Origin of the sequence: Flintibacter sp. HCN-6482, from assembly GCF_037892565.1 — a bacterium.
GTDB lineage: Bacteria > Bacillota > Clostridia > Oscillospirales > Oscillospiraceae > Lawsonibacter > Lawsonibacter aceti.
The window spans coordinates 525,910-547,624 of the sequence record NZ_JBBKBK010000001.1; the positions used below are offsets into that span (position 1 = coordinate 525,910).

The following is a 21,715-nucleotide window of genomic DNA, read 5'->3' on the forward strand; positions in this document are numbered from 1 at the left end:
GGAAGGACAATCCTTTGCATGATGGAGGGAACCTGGTAGCTTCCGGTCAATTAAAAATATTTTTCGGCTATGCCGCCGGGGTGGGCAAGACCTATGCCATGCTGGAGGCGGCTCACCATGCTAAACGGGAGGGCATTGACGTGGTGGTGGGCTATGTAGAGCCCCATGCCAGACCGGAGACTCTGGCGCTGCTGGATGGGCTGGAGGTCCTTCCCACTATGGAGACGGACTACCGTGGGATCAAGCTGCGGGAGTTCGACCTGATTGGAGCGCTTGACCGTCACCCACAGCTCATCCTGGTGGACGAACTGGCGCACAGCAATGTCCCAGGATGCCGCCATATGAAGCGGTATCAGGATGTGGAAGAACTCCTCCAGGCGGGCATTAACGTCTACACTACCGTGAATGTCCAGCATCTGGAGTCCTTAAATGACTTGGTTTCCTCCATCACAGGCGTTGTGGTGAATGAGCGAATCCCCGACTATGTATTTGACCGGGCCAGCCAGGTGGAACTGGTGGACATCGAACCCTCCGACCTAGAGAAACGTCTGAGAGAGGGGAAGATCTACCGTGCACAGCAGGCAAAGCGGGCATTGCAGAATTTCTTTACTACGGAAAATCTGGCTGCCCTGCGGGAGATTGCCATGCGTCGGACCGCAGACCAGCTCAACCGCTCCGCGGTGAGCAAAGGGAAAGAGAAAAGTGCCAAAGCGGGGGAACATATCCTGATCTGTCTGTCCTCCGCCCCGTCAAACGCCAAGGTGATCCGAACCGCCGCCCGGATGTCAGAGGCATTCCACAGCGGGTTTACGGCACTGTTTGTCCAGACGCCGGAGACCAAGGAGCTGTCTGGGGAAAATATTAAACGCCTGCGGAGCAACCTGCGCCTGGCGGAGCAGCTAGGCGCTCAGATCGCCACTGTTTACGGTACCGATCCGGCGGAACAGATCGCGGAATATGCCCGGGTCAGCGGAGTGACGAAGATCGTCATGGGCCGAATGAACCACAAACAGAACCCCATCTTGCGGAAAAAGAGCCTGGCCGACCGCCTGATTGAGCAGACAGACCTGGATGTCTATATCATCCCTGACAGGCAGCCGATCTATAAAAGGCCGATGCAGAAGGTCCGGCGGTCAAAGGAACGATTCTCCATTCGGGACTTGGGGACTACTCTGCTTTGCTTGCTTCTTGCTACGGCGCTTGGCTTCGGATTTTACCAGGCCGGCTTCAGCGAGTCCAATATCATTACCGTCTACATTCTCGGCGTGCTGCTGACTGCAGTCTCCACCAACGGGCACCTGTACGGCGCGGCTAGTTCTCTTATCAGTGTCGCAGCCTTCAATTTTTTCTTTACAGAGCCACGCTTCTCCTTTCAGGCCACCGACCCCAGCTATCCTGTGACCTTCCTGATCATGCTTACCTCCAGCATTATTGCCAGCTCTCTGGCCAGCCGGGTGAAAACGCAGGCCAGTATGGCGGCGGAGAAAAGCTATTACACGGAGTTGTTGCTGGAGAGCAGCCAAAAGCTGCAGACTGTCCGCACGGAATGGGATTGCCTGCGCCTAACAGCGGAACAACTCAGCCGGCTGTTTGATAGACCCGTTCTTTATGCTTTGAGCAGCCCAGAGACGGAACTGAGTTTTCGGATCGAGCCAGCGGACGAACAGGCACTGGTAGCAGGGCTGAGTACGGAAGATATCGGTGTGGCCAAGTGGGTGCAGAAGAACAACAAGCACGCCGGAGCTACCACCAACACGCTGCCTGACTCCAAATGGCTGTTTCTGTCCGTGCGTGGTACCCGTGGGCCCATGGGAATCGTGGGGATCCCCATTTCCGGTTATCCTGTGCCGGATGCCTTTGAGAAAAACCTGATGATCGCTATCCTTGGCGAGTGCGGACTCAGCCAGGAGCGTATCCGCGTGGAATCGGAGCAGACCTGGGGAATGGACCGCTCACAGGAGTAATTTCTTAGAGGACAGTGCAGCCAATTTTTATTTTCTGTTAATACGAACGTGGAATCCTTAATCCTCGCTTTTTATGGATTGCAGTATCCTATGGAGGTAATTTGAGGCTGACAAACACTAGCTGTCAGCCAGAAGAGAAAGGAGAAATGATTGAATGATGGACATTTTCATGATAGGGACTCTGGCGGTCAGTTTCGGTCTGGTATGGCTCTTGATCCGCTGGTGCCAAAAGCAGTTGGATAACCCGGAATCCTAAATCTCACGGAAAGGAGAGCAAAACTGTGATTGCACTTGGAATTATCGTTCTGCTGCTGGGCGCCTATCTCGTTTACGCGCTGGTGCACCCGGAGCGCTTCTGAGATGCCTAATACCGCAGAAAATAGGAGGAATACGATATGTTGCAGCTGGCGTTGACAATTATCATTTTTCTGATTATTGTCATTCCGGTTGGACGGTATATGTATCATATCGCCACATGGAACCACACCTTGGCCGATCCGGTCTTTGACCGTCTGGACGGCGTTATTTACAAAATTGGCGGCGTAAATCCCCATCAGGGCATGAACTGGAAACAGTACGCCTTGGCTCTGGTGGGGACCAACGCGGTCATGGTGGCCATCGGCTACCTGATCCTGCGTATTCAGAGCGTCGGGATCTTCAACCCCAACAACATTGGCAACATGGAGCCGACTCTGGCGTTCAACACCATCATCAGCTTCATGACCAACACGAATCTACAGCATTACTCCGGCGAGTCCGGACTGAGTTACTTAAGCCAGATGCTGGTCATCATCTTTATGATGTTCGTCTCTGCCGCCAGCGGCTACGCCGCTTGCATCGCGTTTATCCGCGGGCTGACCGGCAAGACCAAAGATGATGTGGGCAACTTTTTTGCCGACCTGACCCGCATCACCACCCGTCTGTTGCTGCCGTTCTCCATTGTGGGCGGCCTGTTGCTGGTGTGGCAGGGCGTGCCCCAGAACTTTGATTCCAACGTCGTGTTGAATACTCTGGAGGGCACCTTCCAAACCATCGCCATGGGCCCCATCGCCGCCCTTGAGATCATCAAGCACTTGGGCACCAACGGCGGCGGCTTCCTGGGTGCCAACTCCTCCACTCCATTGGAGAACCCCACCATTATTTCCGACCTGATTGAGCTGTACTCCATGATGCTCTTCCCCGGCGCCTGCGTCATCACCTTCGGCAAGATGGTCCGCGGCCGCAGGAAGAAAGATGACAAGGACGACGATGATAAGAATTCGCCTAAGGGCGGCGCTTCTGGCGGTCAGTTGTCTACCACATCTTCCGCTGGCACATCTCATGGTCCCCGCCTGAACGACCACAGCCTGACCGCTGCCATCTACGGCTGGGAGGGCCGCACGATTTTCCTGGCTATGGGCATCATCTTCCTGGTTGGTCTGAGCGTCTGCTATTGGGCCGAGCTTCAGGGCAACCCGGCGCTGGCCAAGATTGGCCTGAGCCAGTCCATGGGCAGCATGGAGGGCAAGGAAGTGCGCTTCGGCATCGCGCAGTCCGCCATGTTCACCACAACTACCACCTCGTTTACCACAGGCACCGTCAACAACATGCACGATACCTTGACCCCCCTGGGCGGCATGATCCCCCTGCTGCACATGATGCTCAACGTGGTCTTTGGCGGCAAGGGTGTTGGACTGATGAATATGATTATGTACGCCATCTTGGCGGTGTTCATCTGTGGGCTGATGATCGGCCGCACGCCCGAGTACCTGGGTAAGAAGATCGAGGGCCGGGAGATGAAACTCACCGCGCTGTGCATTATCATCCATCCCTTCCTGATCCTGTTCTTCTCCGCCCTGGCGGTTTCCACCTCCGGAGGTCTGGAGGGGATCACCAACCCAGGCTTCCACGGCCTGAGCCAGGTGCTGTATGAATATTCCTCTTCCGCGGCCAACAACGGTTCCGGCTTTGAGGGCCTGGCAGACAACACCTACTTCTGGAACATCACCGCAGGCTTGGCCATGTTCTTCGGCCGGTATCTCTCCATCGTCATTCAGCTGGCCATCGCCGGCTCCCTGATGCGCAAGCGGTTCGTCAACGAGACCGTCGGGACCCTGCGTACGGATACTCTGTCCTTCGCTGTGATCCTGGTGTTCGTAGTCTATATCTTCGCAGCGCTGACCTTCTTCCCCGCGCTGGCACTTGGCCCCATCGCAGAGCATCTGACCCTGTGGGCCTAAGGAGGGCGTTTTCATATGAGTAAGAAACAAAACAAAAAATTTATCACCCCGGAGATTCTCCGGGGGGCGGTGAAGGGCGCGTTTGTCAAGCTCAATCCCCGCTATATGATGAAAAACCCCGTTATGTTCGTGGTGGAGATTGGCTTCTTCATTACTCTGCTGCTCTCCTTCTTCCCCGGCCTGTTCGGGGATGTGGACGCGGCCTCCCTACGGATTTATGATATCATTGTGTGCGTCATTCTCTTTATCACCGTTCTGTTTGCCAACTTCGCCGAAGCCGTGGCCGAGGGCCGCGGCAAGGCCCAGGCGGCCAGTCTGAAAAAGACGCAGAAGGACACCGAGGCTCACCTGCTCCATGAGGACGGCAACGAGAGCATCGTCCGTTCCAGCGAGCTGAAGAAGGGCGACGTGGTCATGGTGGTGGCTGGCGAAGTCATCCCCGGTGACGGCGAGGTCATCGAGGGTATCGCCTCGGTGGATGAGTCCGCCATCACCGGCGAGTCTGCCCCTGTGGTCCGGGAGAGTGGCGGCGACTTCTGCTCAGTCACCGGCGGCACTACCGTGGTGTCCGACTGGCTGAAAATCCGCATTACATCTGAGCCGGGAAACAGCTTTTTGGACCGGATGATCGCTCTGGTAGAGGGTGCCTCCCGCAAAAAGACCCCCAATGAGATTGCGCTGAACACCCTGCTGGTATCTCTGACCATCATTTTCCTGATTGTGGTGGTGACCATGTACCCCTTCGCTGTGTACAGCGGTGTGCAGATCCCTGTTTCCACCCTGATTGCCCTGCTGGTATGCCTAATCCCCACCACGATTGGCGGCCTGCTGTCCGCCATCGGCATCGCGGGTATGGACCGGGTGACCCGCTTTAACGTTATCGCTATGAGCGGTAAGGCGGTAGAGGCCTGCGGCGACGTGGACACCATGATTCTGGATAAGACCGGCACCATCACCTTCGGCAACCGTCTGGCGGCCGACTTCTTCCCGGTGGAGGGGGCCAACCGCAGCGACCTGATCCGCTGCGCCGCCCTCACCAGCCTCCACGACGAGACCCCCGAGGGCAAGTCCACGCTGGAGCTGGCCCGCCGGCTGGGTGACAGCAGTGAGGAGACCACAGGCTCTGTATTCATCGAATTCACTGCCCAGACCCGCATGAGCGGCGTGGATCTGCCCGACGGCACTAAGATCCGCAAGGGCGCCAGCGACGCCATCGAGCAGTATGTAAAGGAAAACGGCGGCAGGATTCCTGCTGACCTGCACACCCATGTGGAGGAGGTCTCCTCCCTGGGCGGCACCCCCCTTGTGGTGTGTGAAAACAATAAGATCTTGGGTGTCATCTATCTGAAGGATACAGTAAAGCCCGGCATGGTGGAGCGATTCCAGCGGCTGCGCGCCATCGGCATCAAGACGATCATGTGTACCGGCGACAACCCCCTGACGGCAGCTACCATCGCCAAGGAGGCCGGCGTGGACGGCTTTGTCGCAGAGTGCAAGCCGGAGGACAAGATCGCCCTGATCAAAAAGGAACAGGCTGAAGGCAAGATCGTAGCCATGACTGGTGACGGCACCAACGACGCCCCCGCTCTGGCCCAGGCTAATGTGGGTCTGGCCATGAACTCTGGCACCACCGCCGCCAAGGAGGCGGCCAACATGGTGGACCTGGACAGCGACCCCACCAAGATCCTGGAGGTGGTGGAGATCGGCAAGCAGCTGCTGATTACCCGCGGCTCTCTGACCACCTTCTCCATCGCCAACGACATCGCAAAGTACTTCGCTATCATCCCCGCCATGTTCCAGTTGGCTATCCCTGAGCTGAACGTGCTGAACATCATGGGGCTGGCCAGCAACTACAGCGCCATTCTCTCCGCCCTGATCTTTAACGCCATCATCATCCCCTGCCTGATCCCCCTGGCCATGAAGGGCGTCAAGTACCGCCCCATGTCCTCCGGAAGAATGCTGGGCCGGAACATGATGATCTACGGCGTGGGCGGTGTGATTGCCCCCTTTATCGGCATTAAGGTCATCGATATGATTATCGCTCCGCTGCTGACTATGATTGGCTTTGGAATCTAAGGAGGGACCTGAACTATGAACGAGACAAAATATGGTATGGGCCACAATATCCGTCAGGCCTTCCTGGTTACGGTGGCGCTGCTGGTGCTGTGCGGCCTGGTGTTCCCGGTGCTTCTCAGCGGCCTGTCCGCCTTGATTTTCCCCAGCCAGGCCCAGGGCACTCTGGTAATGGCGGACGGCGTGGCAGTAGGCGCCAAGAATGTGGGGCAGGAGTTCACTGAGGACTACTTCATGTGGAGCCGCCCCTCCGCCTATCACTACAACACCTACTATGAGGAGGATACCGACGGCGACGGCCAGGTAGAGCAGTATTACAACGACGGCTCCGCGTTTGCCGGCCTGAGCTCCGGCTCCAACAACTACGCCCCCTCCAACCCCGCCCTTGCCGAGCGTGTGGAGGCCGACATTGCGGCCTTTCTGGAGAAAAACCCTGGTGTCAGCCGCGAGGACATCCCCACTGATCTGATGACCGCCTCCGGCTCCGGCCTGGATCCCCACATCTCTCCCGCCTCTGCCGATGTTCAGGTCCCCCGCATTGTAGAGGCCTCTGGCCTCAGCGATGAGCAGGTCCGTCAGATAATCGCCGACAATACGCAGGACAAAACACTGGGCGTATTCGGCGAGGAGACTGTCAATGTGTTGGGCGTCAACCTGGACATTGCCCTGGCCATGGGCCTGGTGAGCGAGGTCAACCACTGAGCGCCTTTCTTCAGAGAGGATAGACTGGTATGGAAGTTCACTTTGAAAAAATGGCTGAACGCCGATTTGCACCGCAGACCATGGCCACCGACGAGAGTCCAGCCATGCTGGTAATTTGCCTGATTCGGTCCCTGAAAAACTGGTTCGGGCAGTCCAGCAGGACTCAAACAGATGGCAGCCAACTGCAATTCGGTTATGAGCTGCTGGATCTCCCAGTTCAGGAATTTGCGGAGACCTTCGGCCCGTTGATCTATGAGATCCAGCGGGTGTGGCCGGTCCAGGCCTTTGGCCTGGGCAGCCAGGATGAACTGGTCGGGCTGTCCTTTCCCAACGATGGCAAATCGGCTGTTGTCCGGCAGCACAGTATCTCTGGCCTCTGGTACAATGAGCTCCGGGACCTGTATCTTTGCATTCAGTTCCCGGAGCCTCAGACAGCGGAGTGTATGTCCCGGCTGCTGAACGCGGCGGAATATGATATGGAGGCTGTGGCGCTGGAGTGGAAGTACGCCGACTTCTTGGAGCAGCAGAAGCTGTGCCGGATCGATCACACACTTTCCTTTTGTTATGTAATCTTGCAGGAGGCGGAGGATCAGAGCCGGACCGGCGTGTATCTGTCCGCTTTGACGGCCCAGCAGAAATGTCAATTGTGGCGCACATTTTTGGAGAAGGGGCTGCCGCAGCCTGAATTTGAATGGCTCCGCAATGCTTTGCTTCAGGGCGATATTCCAAACTGGATCGAGTGGCATCTCGCGCTCTATCGCGTTCTCGAGGAGCTTGGTATTCGATTCCTGTGCCGGGATGGGCAGTTTGTACTGCTGGATCGGCAGGGAAAGAAGCTCTACTTTGGCATAGACCACGGTAATTCCGCAGCACAGGTATTGATGAAGGTGCTCTTCCCCCTCAGGCGTTGAGCGGCTCCCTTCCGCTCTCGTTGATATAGCCGGCGGCCAGTCTGAATTCATTCGGCTGGCCGCCGACCTCTTATTGTACCCTTAATGCCACAAAAGGTTTCTTTTCCCCACTTTTAACTCCACGGGATTATGATAGGGCCTGCAAGGAGGGATTGCTATGATGTCCGCAATGAAAAAACGTCTGCACCATTTTAATGCTTGGTTTGATGCGTCTTTGGAACAGTTTATGCTCCAACACAAATTGCTGGGCTTTCTGACGGTTTTTATTGGGATGCCTCTTTTTATATTGGCTGCGGTATTTATTTGTACAATTGGTATCGTCCTACCGATGGCATGGATTTTTGGAGTGATGTAACACAATGGCGATGGCCTTAATATTCCTTTAATGCCAAGGCAGATATGCTAACGCTTCATTAAGACTAAGTGTGGATAATATTGCTTAAGAAGATATAAAGGCATATTAAGAGGGTTAAGGCTTATGTGGCAAATTTTCCATAAAAATAACACATCGCCGTTTCAAATTATTATCATAGGATTCTCCCTCGTAATCCTGCTTGGAAGCCTAATGCTAATGCTTCCCATCTCGACTCAGTCTGGTACCACTACTTCGTTCTTGGACTCCCTGTTCACTGCGACCTCCGCTGTCTGTGTGACAGGACTGGTGATCCATGATACGGCGACCTACTGGTCAGAGTTTGGGCAGTTTATCATCATTTTGTTGATTCAAATCGGCGGATTAGGAGTTGTGACCGTGGCGGGCGCGTTCTCCATCCTCTCTGGCCGCAAGATCGGGCTTATACAGCGGAGCACCATGCAGGAAGCTATTGCGGCGCCTAAAGTGGGTGGAGTCGTGCGTTTGACGGGGTTCATCCTCAAAACAGCCCTGGTGGCGGAGATGGTAGGGGCGGCTGTGATGCTTCCTACGTTCTGGAGGGAGTTTGGTCTGGTAAAGGGGGTTTGGTATGCTCTGTTCCATTCCATTTCTGCCTTCTGCAACGCTGGATTTGATTTGATGGGCATTAAAGCCCCCTTTTCTTCCTTAACGGATTACTCGGACAATCCAGTGATTTCCCTGACTATCCCGTTGCTCATTATTATCGGGGGTATTGGCTTCTTAACCTGGGACGATATCAGGACAAACCATCTACATATTTCTCGATACCGAATGCAAAGCAAGGTGATTTTGACTGTCACTTGTGGACTGATCTTAATTCCCAGCATCTACTTTTACTTCTTTGAGTTTGCACAAGCCCCTCTGAAAGAACGGCTGCTTCTATCTTTCTTTCAAGCGGTTACGCCCCGGACTGCCGGATTTAATACGGCGGATTTGAATGCGATGAGTGAAAGCGGCCAGTCCATTATAACAGTTCTTATGCTTGTTGGCGGCTCCCCCGGTTCCACCGCCGGCGGCATGAAAATCACTACCTTAGCCGTTCTGCTGGCCAATGCCATGGCAGTTTTTCGACGCAGTGAGTTTCCTCACTTCTTTAACCGCAGAATTGCCAGGGAAACTGTATCTCAGGCAGCGACGATTTTCATGATGTATCTTACGCTGCCCCTGGCGGGCGGGTTGATCATCAGCCGGCTAGAGGAGCAGCCCATTCTGGACTGCCTGTTCGAAACGGCTTCCGCTATCGGAACAGTAGGCCTTTCTCTGGGGCTGACCCCGCAGCTGCAGACCGCTTCCCACCTGATTTTGATTGTATTGATGTTTTTCGGGCGGGTAGGCGGGCTCACGCTGATTTTTGCTACCCTGTCCAATACACAACACTCCAGCGCCAGGCTCCCGCAGGAGCACATCACAGTAGGATGAATCTGTAAATAAAAGAGGACGAAACAATGAAAACAATTCTGCTGATTGGTTTGGGCCGCTTCGGCCGACATATCGCAATCAAGCTGCATGAGTTGAACCATCAAGTGATGGTAGTGGATCAAAATGAAGATCGGGTAAACGCGATACTGCCCTATGTGACCAACGCCCAGATTGGGGACAGCACCAATGAGGAATTTCTTGCGTCCCTTGGGGTGTGTAACTTTGATGTGTGCATCGTGGCCATTGGGGATAACTTTCAGAGTTCTTTGGAGACCACATCCCTTCTGAAAGAATTAGGGGCAGTAAAGGTAGTGGCTCGGGCTACACGCGACATTCAGGCCAAATTTCTGCTTCGCAATGGGGCGGATGACGTGGTCTACCCCGAAAAACAAATGGCGATTCAGACCGCAATTCGGTATAGCTCAGACAATATATCGGATTATATCGACTTAGGTGATAACCACGCTATGTTTGAAATCGGCGTCCCCAAGAGCTGGGTCGGGAAAACGATTGGACAGTTGGACGTACGTAAGCGGTATCATGTGAGCATCATGGCGATTAAGCAAAATGGAAAGTTCTCCATGACGGTCATAACCCCAGAAACGTGTCTGCCGGCAAACTGCACCATGCTGATTTTGGGTACGCACAAGGATATTCAAAAGTGTTTCCATATATAGGACAGCTTCCTTGCGGGAAAGGATGAATTTGTGATGGAAGGTGTGGTTTTATTTGGCGGATTTCTGGCGCTTGTACTGTTTGGCTATTTCCTGGCAGGAAAGCTGGACTGTTTTCTGGACAGCGTCCAGCCTTCCACACAAGCGAAGGGGGACTCCTGTTCTTTAAAGATTGCCATATCAAATCCCTGTGCTTTGGCGCCGGTTGCAAGAGCCCTAAAGGAACTGCAGGGGCAGTATCCGGATATAGAAATCAAGATGTACATGGGGAAAGAATGGGAAATTATGAGAGATCTTGAGTCCGGAGTTACCGACATAGCAGTAGTTTCCGCTGAAGCGGAAGACAGCGGCCAGACCCACAGTGCCTGCTTTATATGCTGCCCCCAGCCGCTTTCCGTCGATGGCATGACACTGATGCCCGCAGATACGGAAAATCAGCGGCAAAAGCTTCTTTGGAAAGACATCCAATCTCCCATCCCCATTCAAAAACTTGTCCAGCGGCTTTGCGGAAGAAGTGACTGAAATGTGTTATAATAAGGCCGTTGGAGGTGATTGTATGGAGCAACAAACTGCAGTAAGGATAGAAAAGGGCCGAGGCGCTCTGACGATTTTTGCAAGCTACTTCTCAGGCACTGGGAAGACCTTTCGAATGCTGGAGGCCGCAACACAAGTCCATCGGGCGGGCGGTGATGTGGTTATCGGGTTGCTCTCCTGCAGCCAGTGGCCCCAGACACAGGCTATGGCGGAACCATTTGAGTCTATGCCCCAGCGGGCAGTTACAGCGGGCGATGACGTAATCTATGAGATCGACCTGGATGCTTGTCTGAAGCGAAGACCACAGATTCTTCTGATTGATGATCTATCCCATGTGAATGCCGAAGGCTCTCGCCACAAGAACCGCTATCGGGACATTGAAGAGTTGTTGAAAGCCGGCATCGATGTCTACACCACCGTGGATATTCAGCATATCGAGAGTATCCAGGAAACGGTTTTTGAAATCTTTGGGGCACCGGAGAGTGAGCGGATTCCAGACTGCGTATTTGACCAGGCGTCGCATGTGGAATTCATAGATATGGAACCGGAGCAGCTGCAGAATCGTTTGAAACAGGGGTGCGGCGCCCGAATACCATCAGCCGGCTGCACCTTATCCCAACTGAACGCTCTCCGGGAGCTTGGACTGCGCCGGTGTGCAGACCGTTCGGCCCTCTATGCCTCGACCCAGCCCGCCCAAAGTCAGGCGCTGTACCGTATGCAGGAGCACATTCTGGTGTGCCTCTCTTCTGCGCCATCCAATGCGCAGGTCATCCGCACCGCGGCCCGTATGGCGGGCGCATTCCGGTGCGGCTTTACTGCCCTGTTCGTAGAAACCAGCAAGTTTCAGTGGATGCCGCAGTCGGATCGGGAGCGTCTGCGCGATAATCTGAAACTGGCGCAGAAGCTGGGAGCATCCATTGAAACAGTATACGGTGATGATATTGCCTACCAGATTGCGGAGTATTCTAGACTGTCCGGCATTACAAAGATCGTATTGGGCCGCGATATGATACCACATCGGTACATTTTTCGAAAAGCGTCGCTCACAGAACAGTTGATCGAACTTGCTCCGGATTTTGACATCCACATCATCCCGGATAACAGAAGATCAAACAGATTCACTTCCCGCTATCGGGAGGTTCTGCATACTCCCTCAGTTTCTCTAATCGATTTGGCGAAAAGCATACTGATTTTGGCGCTGGCCACCATCATCGGGTCCCTGTTTCACTGCCTGGGACTGAATGAAACTAACATTATTACAGTCTATATTTTGGGAGTTATGCTGACCTCGGTATTTACCAAAAACTCCGTATACAGTCTCATTAACTCGATCGCGGGTGTGTTGGCCTTCAACTTTTTTTTCACGGAGCCAAGGTTTTCCCTAAATGTACACAGCAACGACTATCCGGTCACGTTTGTCGTGATGTTTGTGGTTTCGTTTCTTACTAGCTCCCTGGCTGCCAAGCTCAAATCCCTGGCCAAGCACTCTGCGCAGATGGCTTGGCGGACAAAGATTTTGCTTGAAACCAGCCAAGATTTGCAAAAAGCGGGAAGCCAAACGGAGATTCTTTCTATCATTGCGGATCAGCTGCTGAAGATTTTGCAGCGGGATATCGTCGTCTACTGTGTAAAGGATGAGAAGCTCCAGGAGCCGGAGATTCTTTTGGCAGAGGAGTCTGACCTCAAAGCGCAGTACACCACGGACCAGGAAAAACAGGTGGCCCAGTGGGTCTTGACCAATAACAAGCGGGCCGGTGCTGGTACAGAAACTTTTTCCGATGCTCGATGCACTTACCTGTCGGTACGGGCCGGTGAGCATATATATGGAGTCGTAGGGGTTGCGGCAGCGGGCAAGGGGTTGGAGACCTCCGAAAACAGCATTCTCCTCTCTGTATTGGAGGAGTGCGCCCTGGCAATGGAAAATCAGCGGCATCTGGAGGAAAAGGAGGCCGCCGCGGTCTTGGCTAAAAACGAACAGCTCAGGGCCAATTTGCTGCGCTCCATCTCCCATGACCTGCGTACTCCGCTCACCTCCATTTCTGGGAACGCCAGCAATCTTCTCTCCAACGGAGATATGTTTGATGCTAAGACCAGACAGCAGATGTATACAGATATCTATGACGACTCAATATGGCTGATCAATTTAGTGGAAAATCTGTTATCTGTCAGCCGGCTGGATGGGGGCAGGATGAACCTGCATATTTCCACCGAGCTGGTAGATGATGTGGTGTCTGAGGCCCTGCGGCACATCAACCGTAAAAGTGTGGACTACCATCTGCACACGCAGGGTGACGACTACTTGTTGGCTCAGATGGATGCCCGCCTGATTGTCCAGGTCGTGATTAATCTGGTGGATAACGCCATCAAATACACACCGCCCGGTTCAGACATTGATATCAGCTGGAAACGGCAGGGGAAATATGTCCTGATCACTGTGGCCGACAATGGACCGGGAATCTCTGACGAAGCGAAACCTCATATTTTTGATATGTTTTACAGTGCATCCAACCAAATTGTGGACAGCCGCCGCAGTATGGGGTTAGGCTTGGCACTGTGCAAGTCAATTGTTAACGCCCATGGCGGTGAGATCACAGTTTCGGATCAGTTACCTCATGGGGCTATGTTTACATTTTCTATACCAGCCAGGGAGGTAGATCTGCATGAATAAACCATTGATTTTAGTAGTTGAGGACGATGTGGCAGTCCGAAACTTGATTACCACAACGCTGCGTGCCCATGATTATCGTTTCCTGACCGCGGCGAACGGAGAATCCGCAGTCTTGGAGGCCAGTTCCCATAACCCGGAGATTGTCCTGCTGGACTTGGGGCTACCGGATATGGACGGCGTCGAAGTGATCCGCCGCATCCGCTCTTGGTCGAATCTGCCCATTATTGTCCTCAGTGCCCGAAGTGAAGATACAGACAAGATCGGCGCACTGGACGCCGGCGCGGACGATTATTTGACCAAACCGTTCTCTGTTGAGGAGCTGCTGGCCCGTCTGCGTGTGACTCAGCGGCGCTTGGCCACTTTGCAGACCGGCATGCTGACTTCTGGCGCTGTTTTCACCAATGGGAAGTTGAAGGTGGACTATGCTGCCGGCTGTGCCTTTCTGGATGGCCAGGAACTGCACTTGACGCCCAGTGAGTACAAGCTGTTATGCCTGCTTTGCAAAAATCTGGGCAAGGTGCTGACTCACACCTTTATTACCCAACAGATTTGGGGACGAAGCTGGGAAAATGATGTGGCTTCTCTGCGCGTATTTATGGCGACTTTGCGCAAGAAGTTAGAAAAAGAACCGGGCTCTCCTCAATATATCCAAACTCACATTGGGGTAGGGTACCGTATGCTGAAAGTAGAATAATTTTGAGCGGAAGCAAGAACGACTGTACAGCAAAGTGTTTTATACTTTTCATTCCTCGCGGCCTTCATGTTTACTATCCAGAAACAGATGTAAATATGCAGAAAAGTTCTGCTTTATAGGTAAATGAAGCGCATTGTATGCAAGGCATACAATGCGCTTTTTTGAGGCAATCCGCCGATATAAATATTTACTTTTCACAGGTCTCCAAACAGTTCAAGTTTCACACAGGATGTTGGCGGTTCTTCCACTTAGGCAGTATGTACTGGACATAAAAAGTCCCAGCCGCTCTAAAAGGCCGGCCGGGACTTTTTTCACATCAGCTTGACTGTGTAGTAGACCAGCAGGGCAAACAGCCAAGCTACCATCAGAAAGATCAGGTAGTAGGCCACGAAGGAACCCAGCGCCATAGCTGCCGCCAGTGCCAGCAGACTGGCCAGGCAACTGACCAGCACCACAGGGTAAGAGGCGTTCTTGCTCAGGAACTGGAGCTCCCGCTCGCCATATTTGACCGTGCCTCCGCTCTTTTTCAGCCACAGCGCGGCTGCGGTCACTGCCAGGATACCCACAAAGACCAGGCCCGATTCCAGTGTCAATGCGCCTCCAAAGCGGACACACCACAGCCCCAGGATGGACAGCCCCACCGCCACGGCGGAGAGGAAAAACTCCTTCTGGTAGAGGTAGTACACTAGAGCCAGGCCGGCCCAAGCAGGAACCAGCAGGAACAGCATCCGCACCCCTGTTCCCTTGAATGCCAGAGTCACATGGGCACAGATGGCCAGAGCGCCAAAAGCAGCGGTCAGCACCACCGGAAGCACCAGTTTTTCACCTTTCCGGAAGCGCAGCACAGACCAGACCAGGCACAGTATGGCAGCCACAGCCCCGCCAATCCGCACCACCTTCAGCAGCGTATGGAGGGTAGTAGCCAGGTTCACGGAGGCCTCATCCACACGGAAGTTGATATAATATCGGTTGATGAGCAGCAGCAGGAACTCCAGGATGATGGCCGCTCCGACCCACAGCAGTCCCCGATTTAGGGCCATATCCTCCTGGTGACGGCGTGCTTCTCTCTGCTTTTTATCCATTTGCGTTCAATCTCCTTGCAACCGGGCACAGCATCCCGGAACAGTCTGACAAATTGTCTATGGTCCAGACAGATTATTATTGTACCAGATACGCTGTTTTTTTGCAACAGAAAAAAAGGAAAAAGAATCCTTAAGAATCTTTTACGAAAAATCAGGACACGGTTTCCCGTGCCCTGACGTGAGGTGGCAGATGTGATCAACCGTTGCTGCCAAATTCGCTGAAGAATCGGTCATGGACCGCCTGGACAGCACGCTCGGCGTCCCGCTCGTCCACCAGGACAGACACCTTGATCTCGCTGGTAGAAATCATGTTGATATTGATACCGGCGGAAAACAGGGCCTCAAACATCTTGCAGGCCACACCGGCGTTATTCGCCATACCCGCACCCACGACGGAGATCTTGGCGATCTGGTCATTGAGCTCCACCGACTTGCAGCCGATGACCTCCTTATTTTCCTCCATGACCTCACGGGCCCGCTGGCTGTCACCCCGTGCTACCGTGAAGCTGATATCCTTGCTGCCGTCACGGCCGATAGACTGGAGAATGATGTCCACGTTGATATTCTCCTTGGCCAGCAGAGAAAAAATCTTAAAGGCGATGCCCGGCTGATCCGCCAGGCCCACCAGAGCGATCCGGGCTACATTCTTATCCTTGGCTACACCGCTAACATGGGTCTTTTCCATGGTTTTGACAACCTCCTTGACTTTTGTACCGGGATTTCCGCTGAAACTGGACAGCACTTCCAGATTGACGTTATACCGCTTGGCCATCTCCACCGAGCGGTTGTGGAGGACCTGGGCGCCCAAGCTGGCCAGCTCCAGCATCTCGTCAAAGGTGATCTCCTCCAGCTTTTTTGCCCCTGTAACACTGCGGGGATCGGCAGTATATACACCATCCACATCGGTGTAGATCTGGCACAGGTCCGCGTGGAGCGCGGCGGCCAGCGCCACCGCCGAGGTGTCAGAACCGCCCCGGCCCAGAGTGGTAATGTCGTCATACTTGTTAATGCCCTGGAAACCGGCGACCAGCACAATCTTTCTCTTATCCAGTTCTTTCTGGATGCGCTCGGTGCGCACCCGCTTGATCCGGGCGTTACTGTAAGACGAATCTGTGAGCATCCCTGCCTGCCAGCCCGTGAGAGAGATGGCCTGATAACCCATACTCTCAATGCACATGGCGCACAGGGAAATGGAGATCTGCTCTCCAGTGGACAGGAGCATATCCATCTCCCGCTTGGAAGCGTGGGGATTGAGCTCCTTTGCTTTTTCGATCAGGTCGTCGGTAGTGTCCCCCTGGGCGGACAGGACCACCACAACATCGTTGCCTCGCTGATAGGTATCGGTGATGATACGGGCCACATTTCGGAGCTTATTAGCGTCAGCCACAGAGCTGCCGCCAAATTTCTGTACAATGAGTGACATTATGTGATTCCCCCTAAAGGTCAAGTGGTGATTTTATGATGAGGGCGGCTGACCGCCCCTCAAAAGCGGTGAAGGTGGCCGTCGGTTACCTTTGCAGCCAGAGCCTCCCCGCCATTCTATGCGTCAGTCCAGCACCCGGAACAGGGAGGCCACCTCCATCCCTCTCAGTTTGTCCAGCACCAACGGCCGGGGCATGGGAGCGGTAAGGAAGGCCACCTCAGAAGTAGGCGCGCCACTGCGGGCCAAAGGCTGTATCTCCCCACAGGCGAGTCTGGCCTGGTCCATGGTACCCTGGGCCCGGACGTACCATTTGGAGGTCAGGCCGTCGTCGGACACCACCAGGTCCGGAGACCCGGAGGCCCAGCCGTTATGCCGGTCCCGCTTCAGGTCCTTGGCAATATCAATGACATCGGCCACCACAGCGGAAGCGGTGGGCAGCTTACCCGCTCCCCGGCCATAGAACATCACATCACCGATGGCGTTGCCGGTGACGGCGATGGCGTTGAATACGTCCTCCACCCCGGCCAGAGGGGCTGTGTCCGCCACCAGATGGGGGGCCACAAAGGCGCACACCTTACCCTCAGGCTGGCGGATCGCCCTGCCCAGCAGCTTGATCTTATAGCCTTTGGAGTCGGCATAGGCCGCATCCCCTAGGGTGACGTGCCGTATCCCTTCCGTGGGCACCTGGTCTGGATACACGTGGTGTCCAAAGGCCAGCGCGGCCAGAATACAAATTTTCCGGCAGGCGTCGTGCCCATCCACGTCGGCGGTGGGGTCCTTTTCGGCGTATCCTTTGTCCTGTGCCTCCTTCAGCGCCTGCTCAAAGGTGAGGCCCGCCTGTATCATTCGGGTCAGGATATAGTTCGTGGTGCCATTGAGGATGCCGACGACCTGGGTCAGCTCGTTGGCCGCCAGACAGGAAGTCAGGGGGCGGAGGATGGGGATACCGCCCCCTACGCTGGCCTCAAAGAGATAGCTCACTCCGTGCTCCTTGGCCAGCTGGAGCAGCTCATAGCCGTGGGTGGCCACCAGCTCCTTATTGGCGGTGACAACGCTCTTTCCCGCCTTTAAGGCCCGGGTGGTATAGTCCAGGGCCGCTCCGGTCCCCCCAATGGTTTCCACCACAATATCCACCTGGGGGTCCTGCTCGATGATCGAGAAGTCCTTGACGAATAAATCTTGATAGGGCCCGTCAAAGACCTCTCTGGCTCTCATAATATATTTCAGCCGGACCAGGTCATCCACCCGGCTGTCAATCAAGCCGCCGTTTCTGGTCAGCACCTCGGCCACACCGGAGCCTACTGTACCAAAGCCCAGAAGTGCTACATTAACCATAGTAATCCCACCTTGTTTGATTTGTTCCCAAAAGTCAGCCTGCCAGTATCTCGCATCGGATGACCCCCTCGCCGGCCGACAGGCTGTTCAGCACATCCTCCAGTGAGTCCTGGAGCGCGGAGGTCTCCGCGGTAATGGTGACCACAGCGCAGCCATTGACTGGGATGTTTTGATTGATAGTCAGGATGTTTACCCTGGTCCCCGCCAGCACGTTGAGGGCCCCTGACAGAATACCCGGTTCGTCCTTCAGCAGAATCTGGAAGGTGACGATGCGCCCATGGAGCATATCGTGGAAGGGCCGAACCGCGTCCTTATATTTGTAGAAGGCGCTGCGGCTGATGCCCACGGTCCGGGCCGCACCATTGACGGTGCTCTCCTCCCCTGTTTCCAGCAGCCGCTTGGCCTCTGCCACTTTTCGGAATATCTCCGGCATGGAGTCCGCCTCTACAATAAAATATTTTGCTGGTCCACTCATGTCCACACCTCTGTCTGTCCATCTGATACGGTCATCTGTTTCTGTGATGTGGTCTATTGTAACACACTCAGAGGCAGGATGCAACGAAAAACCCTATGGGGAAACGCTAAAATTCCCTCGACTATTCTCGGCCATCTCCGTCATTTTTGACAGAGTCCAGACAGACAGACGCCGCGGAGTGTCTCTCCGCGGCGTCTGAGCCGTTCCGATTCATGGCCACTGGTCTTGGGGGATATCCTGGGAGGGCGGAGGACTGTCGGAACCCGATCCGCTCCCTGATCCACTGGGGTCAGTCTGGCTCCCAGACCCCGGATCATTGGGGTCCACCGGCTGGCTTGGATCCCATGGAAAGTTGGGATCACTGGGATCAGGCTGCACCACCGGGGCCTCGGTGTGGACAGTACAGGTCCCCTGGGCCTCCACCACGTCGAAGCGGTACATCTCATCCTGGGCTACGGCAGAGCCCACCTTCTCACGCTCGTAGTTGGGGTAGCAGACCTCCCGCAGGCTCTCCTCGGGGCAGTAGGGACCAGCGATGTGGTACAGGCCGGTCTCCGTGCCATCCTCGTTGAGGATTGGGCTGTCCACACACACCTTGACCACGCTCTCAGCGGTGTGGACGGTACAGGTCCGGCCATCGGGATAATCTTCCGGGAAAATATAATCGGTAGCCACCCGGCTGCCCCTTGGGTCCAGGGCGCAGTATTCACCAGCCAGCAGTCCGCTGTCCAGGCAGTAGGTGACCTGCTTCAGCCCGGAAACCTCAGGGAACTTCTTGTTCTCCAGCCCCTCGTGGACCTGGCTCATCACCTTTTTCCACAGCACGGCCGCCGGGTTGGCGCTTCCGGTCTTCATCTTCTCATTCTGCTCATAGCCGGTCCAGACGGCGGCAGTATAGTAGGGGGTATAGCCCACGAACCACCGGTCAAAGTTGTCGGAGGTGGTACCGGTCTTGCCAGCCGCCCGCATTCCGGACAAAGCCGCCTCATAGCCCGTATGGCCGTCGCCGCTGACCCCACTTCCGCTGATGACCCGCTGGAGCATGGTGTTCATATAATAGGCGGTGCTCTCCTTCAGCACCTGCTCCTTCTCTGGCTCATTCTCCAGCAGGACCACTTCCTCCCCGTCCACCAGCTGGGTCACCCGGGTATAGGTCCTGGAATAGGTGTAAACCCCGGCGCTGGGGAAAGTGGCGTAAGCCTGGGCCATTGTTCGGCTGGACACGCCGGCGGTCAGGCCGCCCATGGCCATGGGGGAGATATCGATATCACTCATGATCTGGTCCCCAGACTGGACCGCGTCCACCAGATCCAGTTTGAACTTGTCCTTGCCAAAGGAAAAGCTCTCCTGAGGGGTAACATAGTCGGCCACCACCCGGACCGCGATAGTGTTGGCTGACCGCATCAGGCCGTCCTTCAGGGTGGTCAGGCCCCGGTAGCGGTTCCCGCCGGAGTTCAGGGGCCAGGCGGAGCCTGTTCTTGTATCATAGGGATAGTCGTCCAGCACGGAGATGGGGGATAACAGCCCCTTCTCCAGCGCAGGGGCGTAGACCGTCAGAGGCTTGATGGAGGAGCCGGGCTGCCGCTTGGCGGCGTTGGCGTAGTTCATGCCCCGGTTCTCTGTCTTCTCCCCAAAGCGGCCCACGATAGCCGCCACGTCCCCGGTCTCATTGTCGATGATGGTGATGGAGGACTGCATCTGCTGGCCGCTCTTAGAGGTATAATTCAGATTGGCCCGGTCCTCGTACACCGCCTCAGCAATAGCCTGAATCTCAGGGTCCATACAGGTGTAGATCCGCAGACCGCCGCGGGCCATGATCTGATCCAGCCGGGAGTCAGAAAAGCCATATTTTTCCTTCAGGTCCGCCCGAACATCGGAGATGACTGTCTCCTCGTACCAGTTGTAGATCTCGGTCTCCGCCTCCTCGCCCTCGGCCCGGACAAAGACCAGCTCCTGGGCCACGGCCTCGTCGTGCTCCTCCTGGGAGATCATGCCCTGCTTGAGCATCTCTCCCAAGATGACCTCCTGGCGGTACTTGTTCCACTGCCGGGCATCCCACACCTCACCGGTGCTGGTTTTAGACTTGGCGAAGGAATAGGGGCCGTACTTAGAGGGGTTGTTGGTGATGCCCACCAGGCTGGCGCACTCAGCCAGTGTCAGCTCGCTCACCGGCTTGCCAAAGTACTTCAGCGAGGCGGAGCCTACCCCCTCACAGCCTGCCCCCAGGGGGATGATATTCAAATACATCTCCAGGGTGTCATCCTTGCTGTTGTTCTGGGTAAAGCGGATGGCGCGAAATATCTCGGTGACCTTCCGCTTCACCGTGGTCTCGTTATAGTCTGTCATGTTTTTGATGAGTTGCTGGGTGATGGTAGAGCCGCCGGAAATGTCGTTGCCCAGGAACATATCCAGAACAGCTTTGGCCGTCCGCTTCCAGTCCACCCCCGGGTGGGTGTAAAACCGCTGATCCTCAATGGCTACAGCGGCCTGGGGCAGATATTTCGGCATCTCCTCCAGGTCCACCCAAACGGAGCTGGTACTACTGAGCAGGGTGGTCATCTCCACATACCGGCCCGTCTCTTTGTCCTGGTAGTACATGACGCTATTCTCACCCAGTTGGAAGTCGTCCATGCTCACCTCTACCTCGGGTAGAATGACCGTCTGGACATAGTAGGCACCAAAGCAGCACAGCACAGCGCCAGTGCACAGGCCTACCAGGAACAGGGTGCCCAGCACCTTTAGGATGGTGTTGCCCGTGCTCCCTCGCTTCTTTCTGGGCCGTCGGCGGGGATGCTGGTCGGCTGTCCGGCGCTGGCGGGAGGGGTATTCACTGTTTTCGTATAGAGAGTTATTGTTGTTTTGATCAGACACGTTGCTACCTCCAACCGGGGCGGGCTGTCCCCCGCGCTCCGATGGTCTTGGTGGATAACTACTGCTCAACACCGCGCTTCCCCAAAGGGCAAAAACGGCATGATACAGATACCATTATAGCATATTCTTTCCATTTGTCCACCCATAATCCCGGATAAGCCCTTTCCGGAGCACTCCCCATGGGACGGGCCGTTCTCGCTGTGTCCCGTCCCCAGCTTTTTACCCAGGCGAAATTTTACATCCTCCAGCCCTTGCATTTTTCCTCTCACCGGGTTAA

At 55.1% G+C, this 21,715-nt stretch carries 17 protein-coding genes; 12 read left to right on the forward strand and 5 right to left on the reverse strand.

All coding sequences use genetic code 11. The features are described 5' to 3' along the window. The first annotated feature begins 14 nt into the window (after positions 1-14). From WKS99_RS02535 to WKS99_RS02585, 12 genes are all read left to right on the forward strand, one after another. Positions 15-1,964, forward strand: coding sequence for a DUF4118 domain-containing protein (locus WKS99_RS02535; RefSeq protein ID WP_340405279.1), 1,950 nt, complete (start codon positions 15-17; stop codon positions 1,962-1,964). A gap of 281 nt (positions 1,965-2,245) precedes the next feature. Continuing rightward, positions 2,246-2,323 carry a K(+)-transporting ATPase subunit F gene (kdpF, locus tag WKS99_RS13415; RefSeq protein WP_081692053.1) on the forward strand — a complete coding sequence of 26 codons (78 nt, stop codon included), beginning with the start codon at positions 2,246-2,248 and terminating at the stop codon, positions 2,321-2,323. A 36-nt stretch (positions 2,324-2,359) separates the two neighbouring features. Then, positions 2,360-4,183, forward strand: coding sequence for a potassium-transporting ATPase subunit KdpA (locus tag WKS99_RS02540; RefSeq protein ID WP_186852817.1), 1,824 nt, complete (start codon positions 2,360-2,362; stop codon positions 4,181-4,183). A gap of 15 nt (positions 4,184-4,198) precedes the next feature. Beyond that, entirely contained in the window at positions 4,199-6,259 is a 2,061-nt protein-coding gene (kdpB, locus tag WKS99_RS02545; protein ID WP_147570861.1) for a potassium-transporting ATPase subunit KdpB, read from the forward strand. A gap of 15 nt (positions 6,260-6,274) precedes the next feature. Next, the gene (gene kdpC, locus WKS99_RS02550; RefSeq protein ID WP_186852818.1) at positions 6,275-6,958 is read left to right on the forward strand and encodes a K(+)-transporting ATPase subunit C; all 684 of its coding nucleotides are present in this window, start codon (positions 6,275-6,277) and stop codon (positions 6,956-6,958) included. 29 nt (positions 6,959-6,987) lie between these two features. Beyond that, positions 6,988-7,869, forward strand: coding sequence for a hypothetical protein (locus WKS99_RS02555; RefSeq protein WP_262669342.1), 882 nt, complete (start codon positions 6,988-6,990; stop codon positions 7,867-7,869). 157 nt (positions 7,870-8,026) lie between these two features. Then, a complete protein-coding gene (locus WKS99_RS02560; RefSeq protein WP_243200987.1) occupies positions 8,027-8,224 on the forward strand; it encodes a hypothetical protein in 198 nt (65 codons plus the stop codon). 123 nt (positions 8,225-8,347) lie between these two features. Then, positions 8,348-9,682 (forward strand): TrkH family potassium uptake protein, encoded by a 1,335-nt coding sequence (locus WKS99_RS02565; RefSeq protein ID WP_147570864.1) that lies wholly within the window; start codon positions 8,348-8,350, stop codon positions 9,680-9,682. A gap of 26 nt (positions 9,683-9,708) precedes the next feature. Continuing rightward, positions 9,709-10,359 carry a potassium channel family protein gene (locus WKS99_RS02570; protein WP_147570865.1) on the forward strand — a complete coding sequence of 217 codons (651 nt, stop codon included), beginning with the start codon at positions 9,709-9,711 and terminating at the stop codon, positions 10,357-10,359. Positions 10,360-10,392: 33 nt separating this feature from the next. Next, positions 10,393-10,878 (forward strand): LysR substrate-binding domain-containing protein, encoded by a 486-nt coding sequence (locus WKS99_RS02575; RefSeq protein ID WP_186852821.1) that lies wholly within the window; start codon positions 10,393-10,395, stop codon positions 10,876-10,878. Positions 10,879-10,912: 34 nt separating this feature from the next. Beyond that, positions 10,913-13,558: a sensor histidine kinase KdpD gene (locus WKS99_RS02580; RefSeq protein ID WP_340405280.1), complete on the forward strand. Its 2,646-nt coding sequence runs from the start codon at positions 10,913-10,915 to the stop codon at positions 13,556-13,558. Then, positions 13,551-14,252 carry a response regulator gene (locus WKS99_RS02585; RefSeq protein ID WP_147570868.1) on the forward strand — a complete coding sequence of 234 codons (702 nt, stop codon included), beginning with the start codon at positions 13,551-13,553 and terminating at the stop codon, positions 14,250-14,252. The genes WKS99_RS02580 and WKS99_RS02585 overlap by 8 nt, the downstream gene beginning before the upstream one ends. A 311-nt stretch (positions 14,253-14,563) precedes the next feature. On the opposite strand, the gene WKS99_RS02590 is transcribed toward WKS99_RS02585, so the two are convergent. The 5 genes from WKS99_RS02590 to WKS99_RS02610 all read right to left on the reverse strand — a co-directional run bounded on the left by WKS99_RS02590 (position 14,564) and on the right by WKS99_RS02610 (position 21,438). After that, the gene (locus WKS99_RS02590; protein ID WP_147570869.1) at positions 14,564-15,334 is read right to left on the reverse strand and encodes a hypothetical protein; all 771 of its coding nucleotides are present in this window, start codon (positions 15,332-15,334) and stop codon (positions 14,564-14,566) included. A gap of 196 nt (positions 15,335-15,530) precedes the next feature. Continuing rightward, positions 15,531-16,757, reverse strand: coding sequence for an aspartate kinase (locus WKS99_RS02595; protein ID WP_240286929.1), 1,227 nt, complete (start codon positions 16,755-16,757; stop codon positions 15,531-15,533). Between the two features lie 123 nt (positions 16,758-16,880). Further along, positions 16,881-18,092 carry a homoserine dehydrogenase gene (locus WKS99_RS02600; protein ID WP_340405281.1) on the reverse strand — a complete coding sequence of 404 codons (1,212 nt, stop codon included), beginning with the start codon at positions 18,090-18,092 and terminating at the stop codon, positions 16,881-16,883. A 34-nt stretch (positions 18,093-18,126) separates the two neighbouring features. Further along, positions 18,127-18,567, reverse strand: a complete 441-nt coding sequence (locus WKS99_RS02605; protein WP_147570872.1) for an ACT domain-containing protein — start codon at positions 18,565-18,567, stop codon at positions 18,127-18,129. 210 nt (positions 18,568-18,777) lie between these two features. Beyond that, entirely contained in the window at positions 18,778-21,438 is a 2,661-nt protein-coding gene (locus tag WKS99_RS02610; RefSeq protein ID WP_147570873.1) for a transglycosylase domain-containing protein, read from the reverse strand. Between the last annotated feature and the right edge of the window lie 277 nt (positions 21,439-21,715).

Bases quoted from the DNA above. Each gene is read 5' to 3' on its own strand.
- WKS99_RS02540 (WP_186852817.1), top strand. From the start codon at position 2,360: ATGTTGCAGCTGGCGTTGACAATTATCATTTTTCTGATTATTGTCATT.
- kdpB (WP_147570861.1), top strand. From the start codon at position 4,199: ATGAGTAAGAAACAAAACAAAAAATTTATCACCCCGGAGATTCTCCGG.
- kdpC (WP_186852818.1), top strand. From the start codon at position 6,275: ATGAACGAGACAAAATATGGTATGGGCCACAATATCCGTCAGGCCTTC.
- WKS99_RS02555 (WP_262669342.1), top strand. From the start codon at position 6,988: ATGGAAGTTCACTTTGAAAAAATGGCTGAACGCCGATTTGCACCGCAG.
- WKS99_RS02560 (WP_243200987.1), top strand. From the start codon at position 8,027: ATGATGTCCGCAATGAAAAAACGTCTGCACCATTTTAATGCTTGGTTT.
- WKS99_RS02565 (WP_147570864.1), top strand. From the start codon at position 8,348: ATGTGGCAAATTTTCCATAAAAATAACACATCGCCGTTTCAAATTATT.
- WKS99_RS02570 (WP_147570865.1), top strand. From the start codon at position 9,709: ATGAAAACAATTCTGCTGATTGGTTTGGGCCGCTTCGGCCGACATATC.
- WKS99_RS02575 (WP_186852821.1), top strand. From the start codon at position 10,393: ATGGAAGGTGTGGTTTTATTTGGCGGATTTCTGGCGCTTGTACTGTTT.
- WKS99_RS02580 (WP_340405280.1), top strand. From the start codon at position 10,913: ATGGAGCAACAAACTGCAGTAAGGATAGAAAAGGGCCGAGGCGCTCTG.
- WKS99_RS02585 (WP_147570868.1), top strand. From the start codon at position 13,551: ATGAATAAACCATTGATTTTAGTAGTTGAGGACGATGTGGCAGTCCGA.
- WKS99_RS02590 (WP_147570869.1), bottom strand. From the start codon at position 15,334: ATGGATAAAAAGCAGAGAGAAGCACGCCGTCACCAGGAGGATATGGCC.
- WKS99_RS02595 (WP_240286929.1), bottom strand. From the start codon at position 16,757: ATGTCACTCATTGTACAGAAATTTGGCGGCAGCTCTGTGGCTGACGCT.
- WKS99_RS02600 (WP_340405281.1), bottom strand. From the start codon at position 18,092: ATGGTTAATGTAGCACTTCTGGGCTTTGGTACAGTAGGCTCCGGTGTG.
- WKS99_RS02605 (WP_147570872.1), bottom strand. From the start codon at position 18,567: ATGAGTGGACCAGCAAAATATTTTATTGTAGAGGCGGACTCCATGCCG.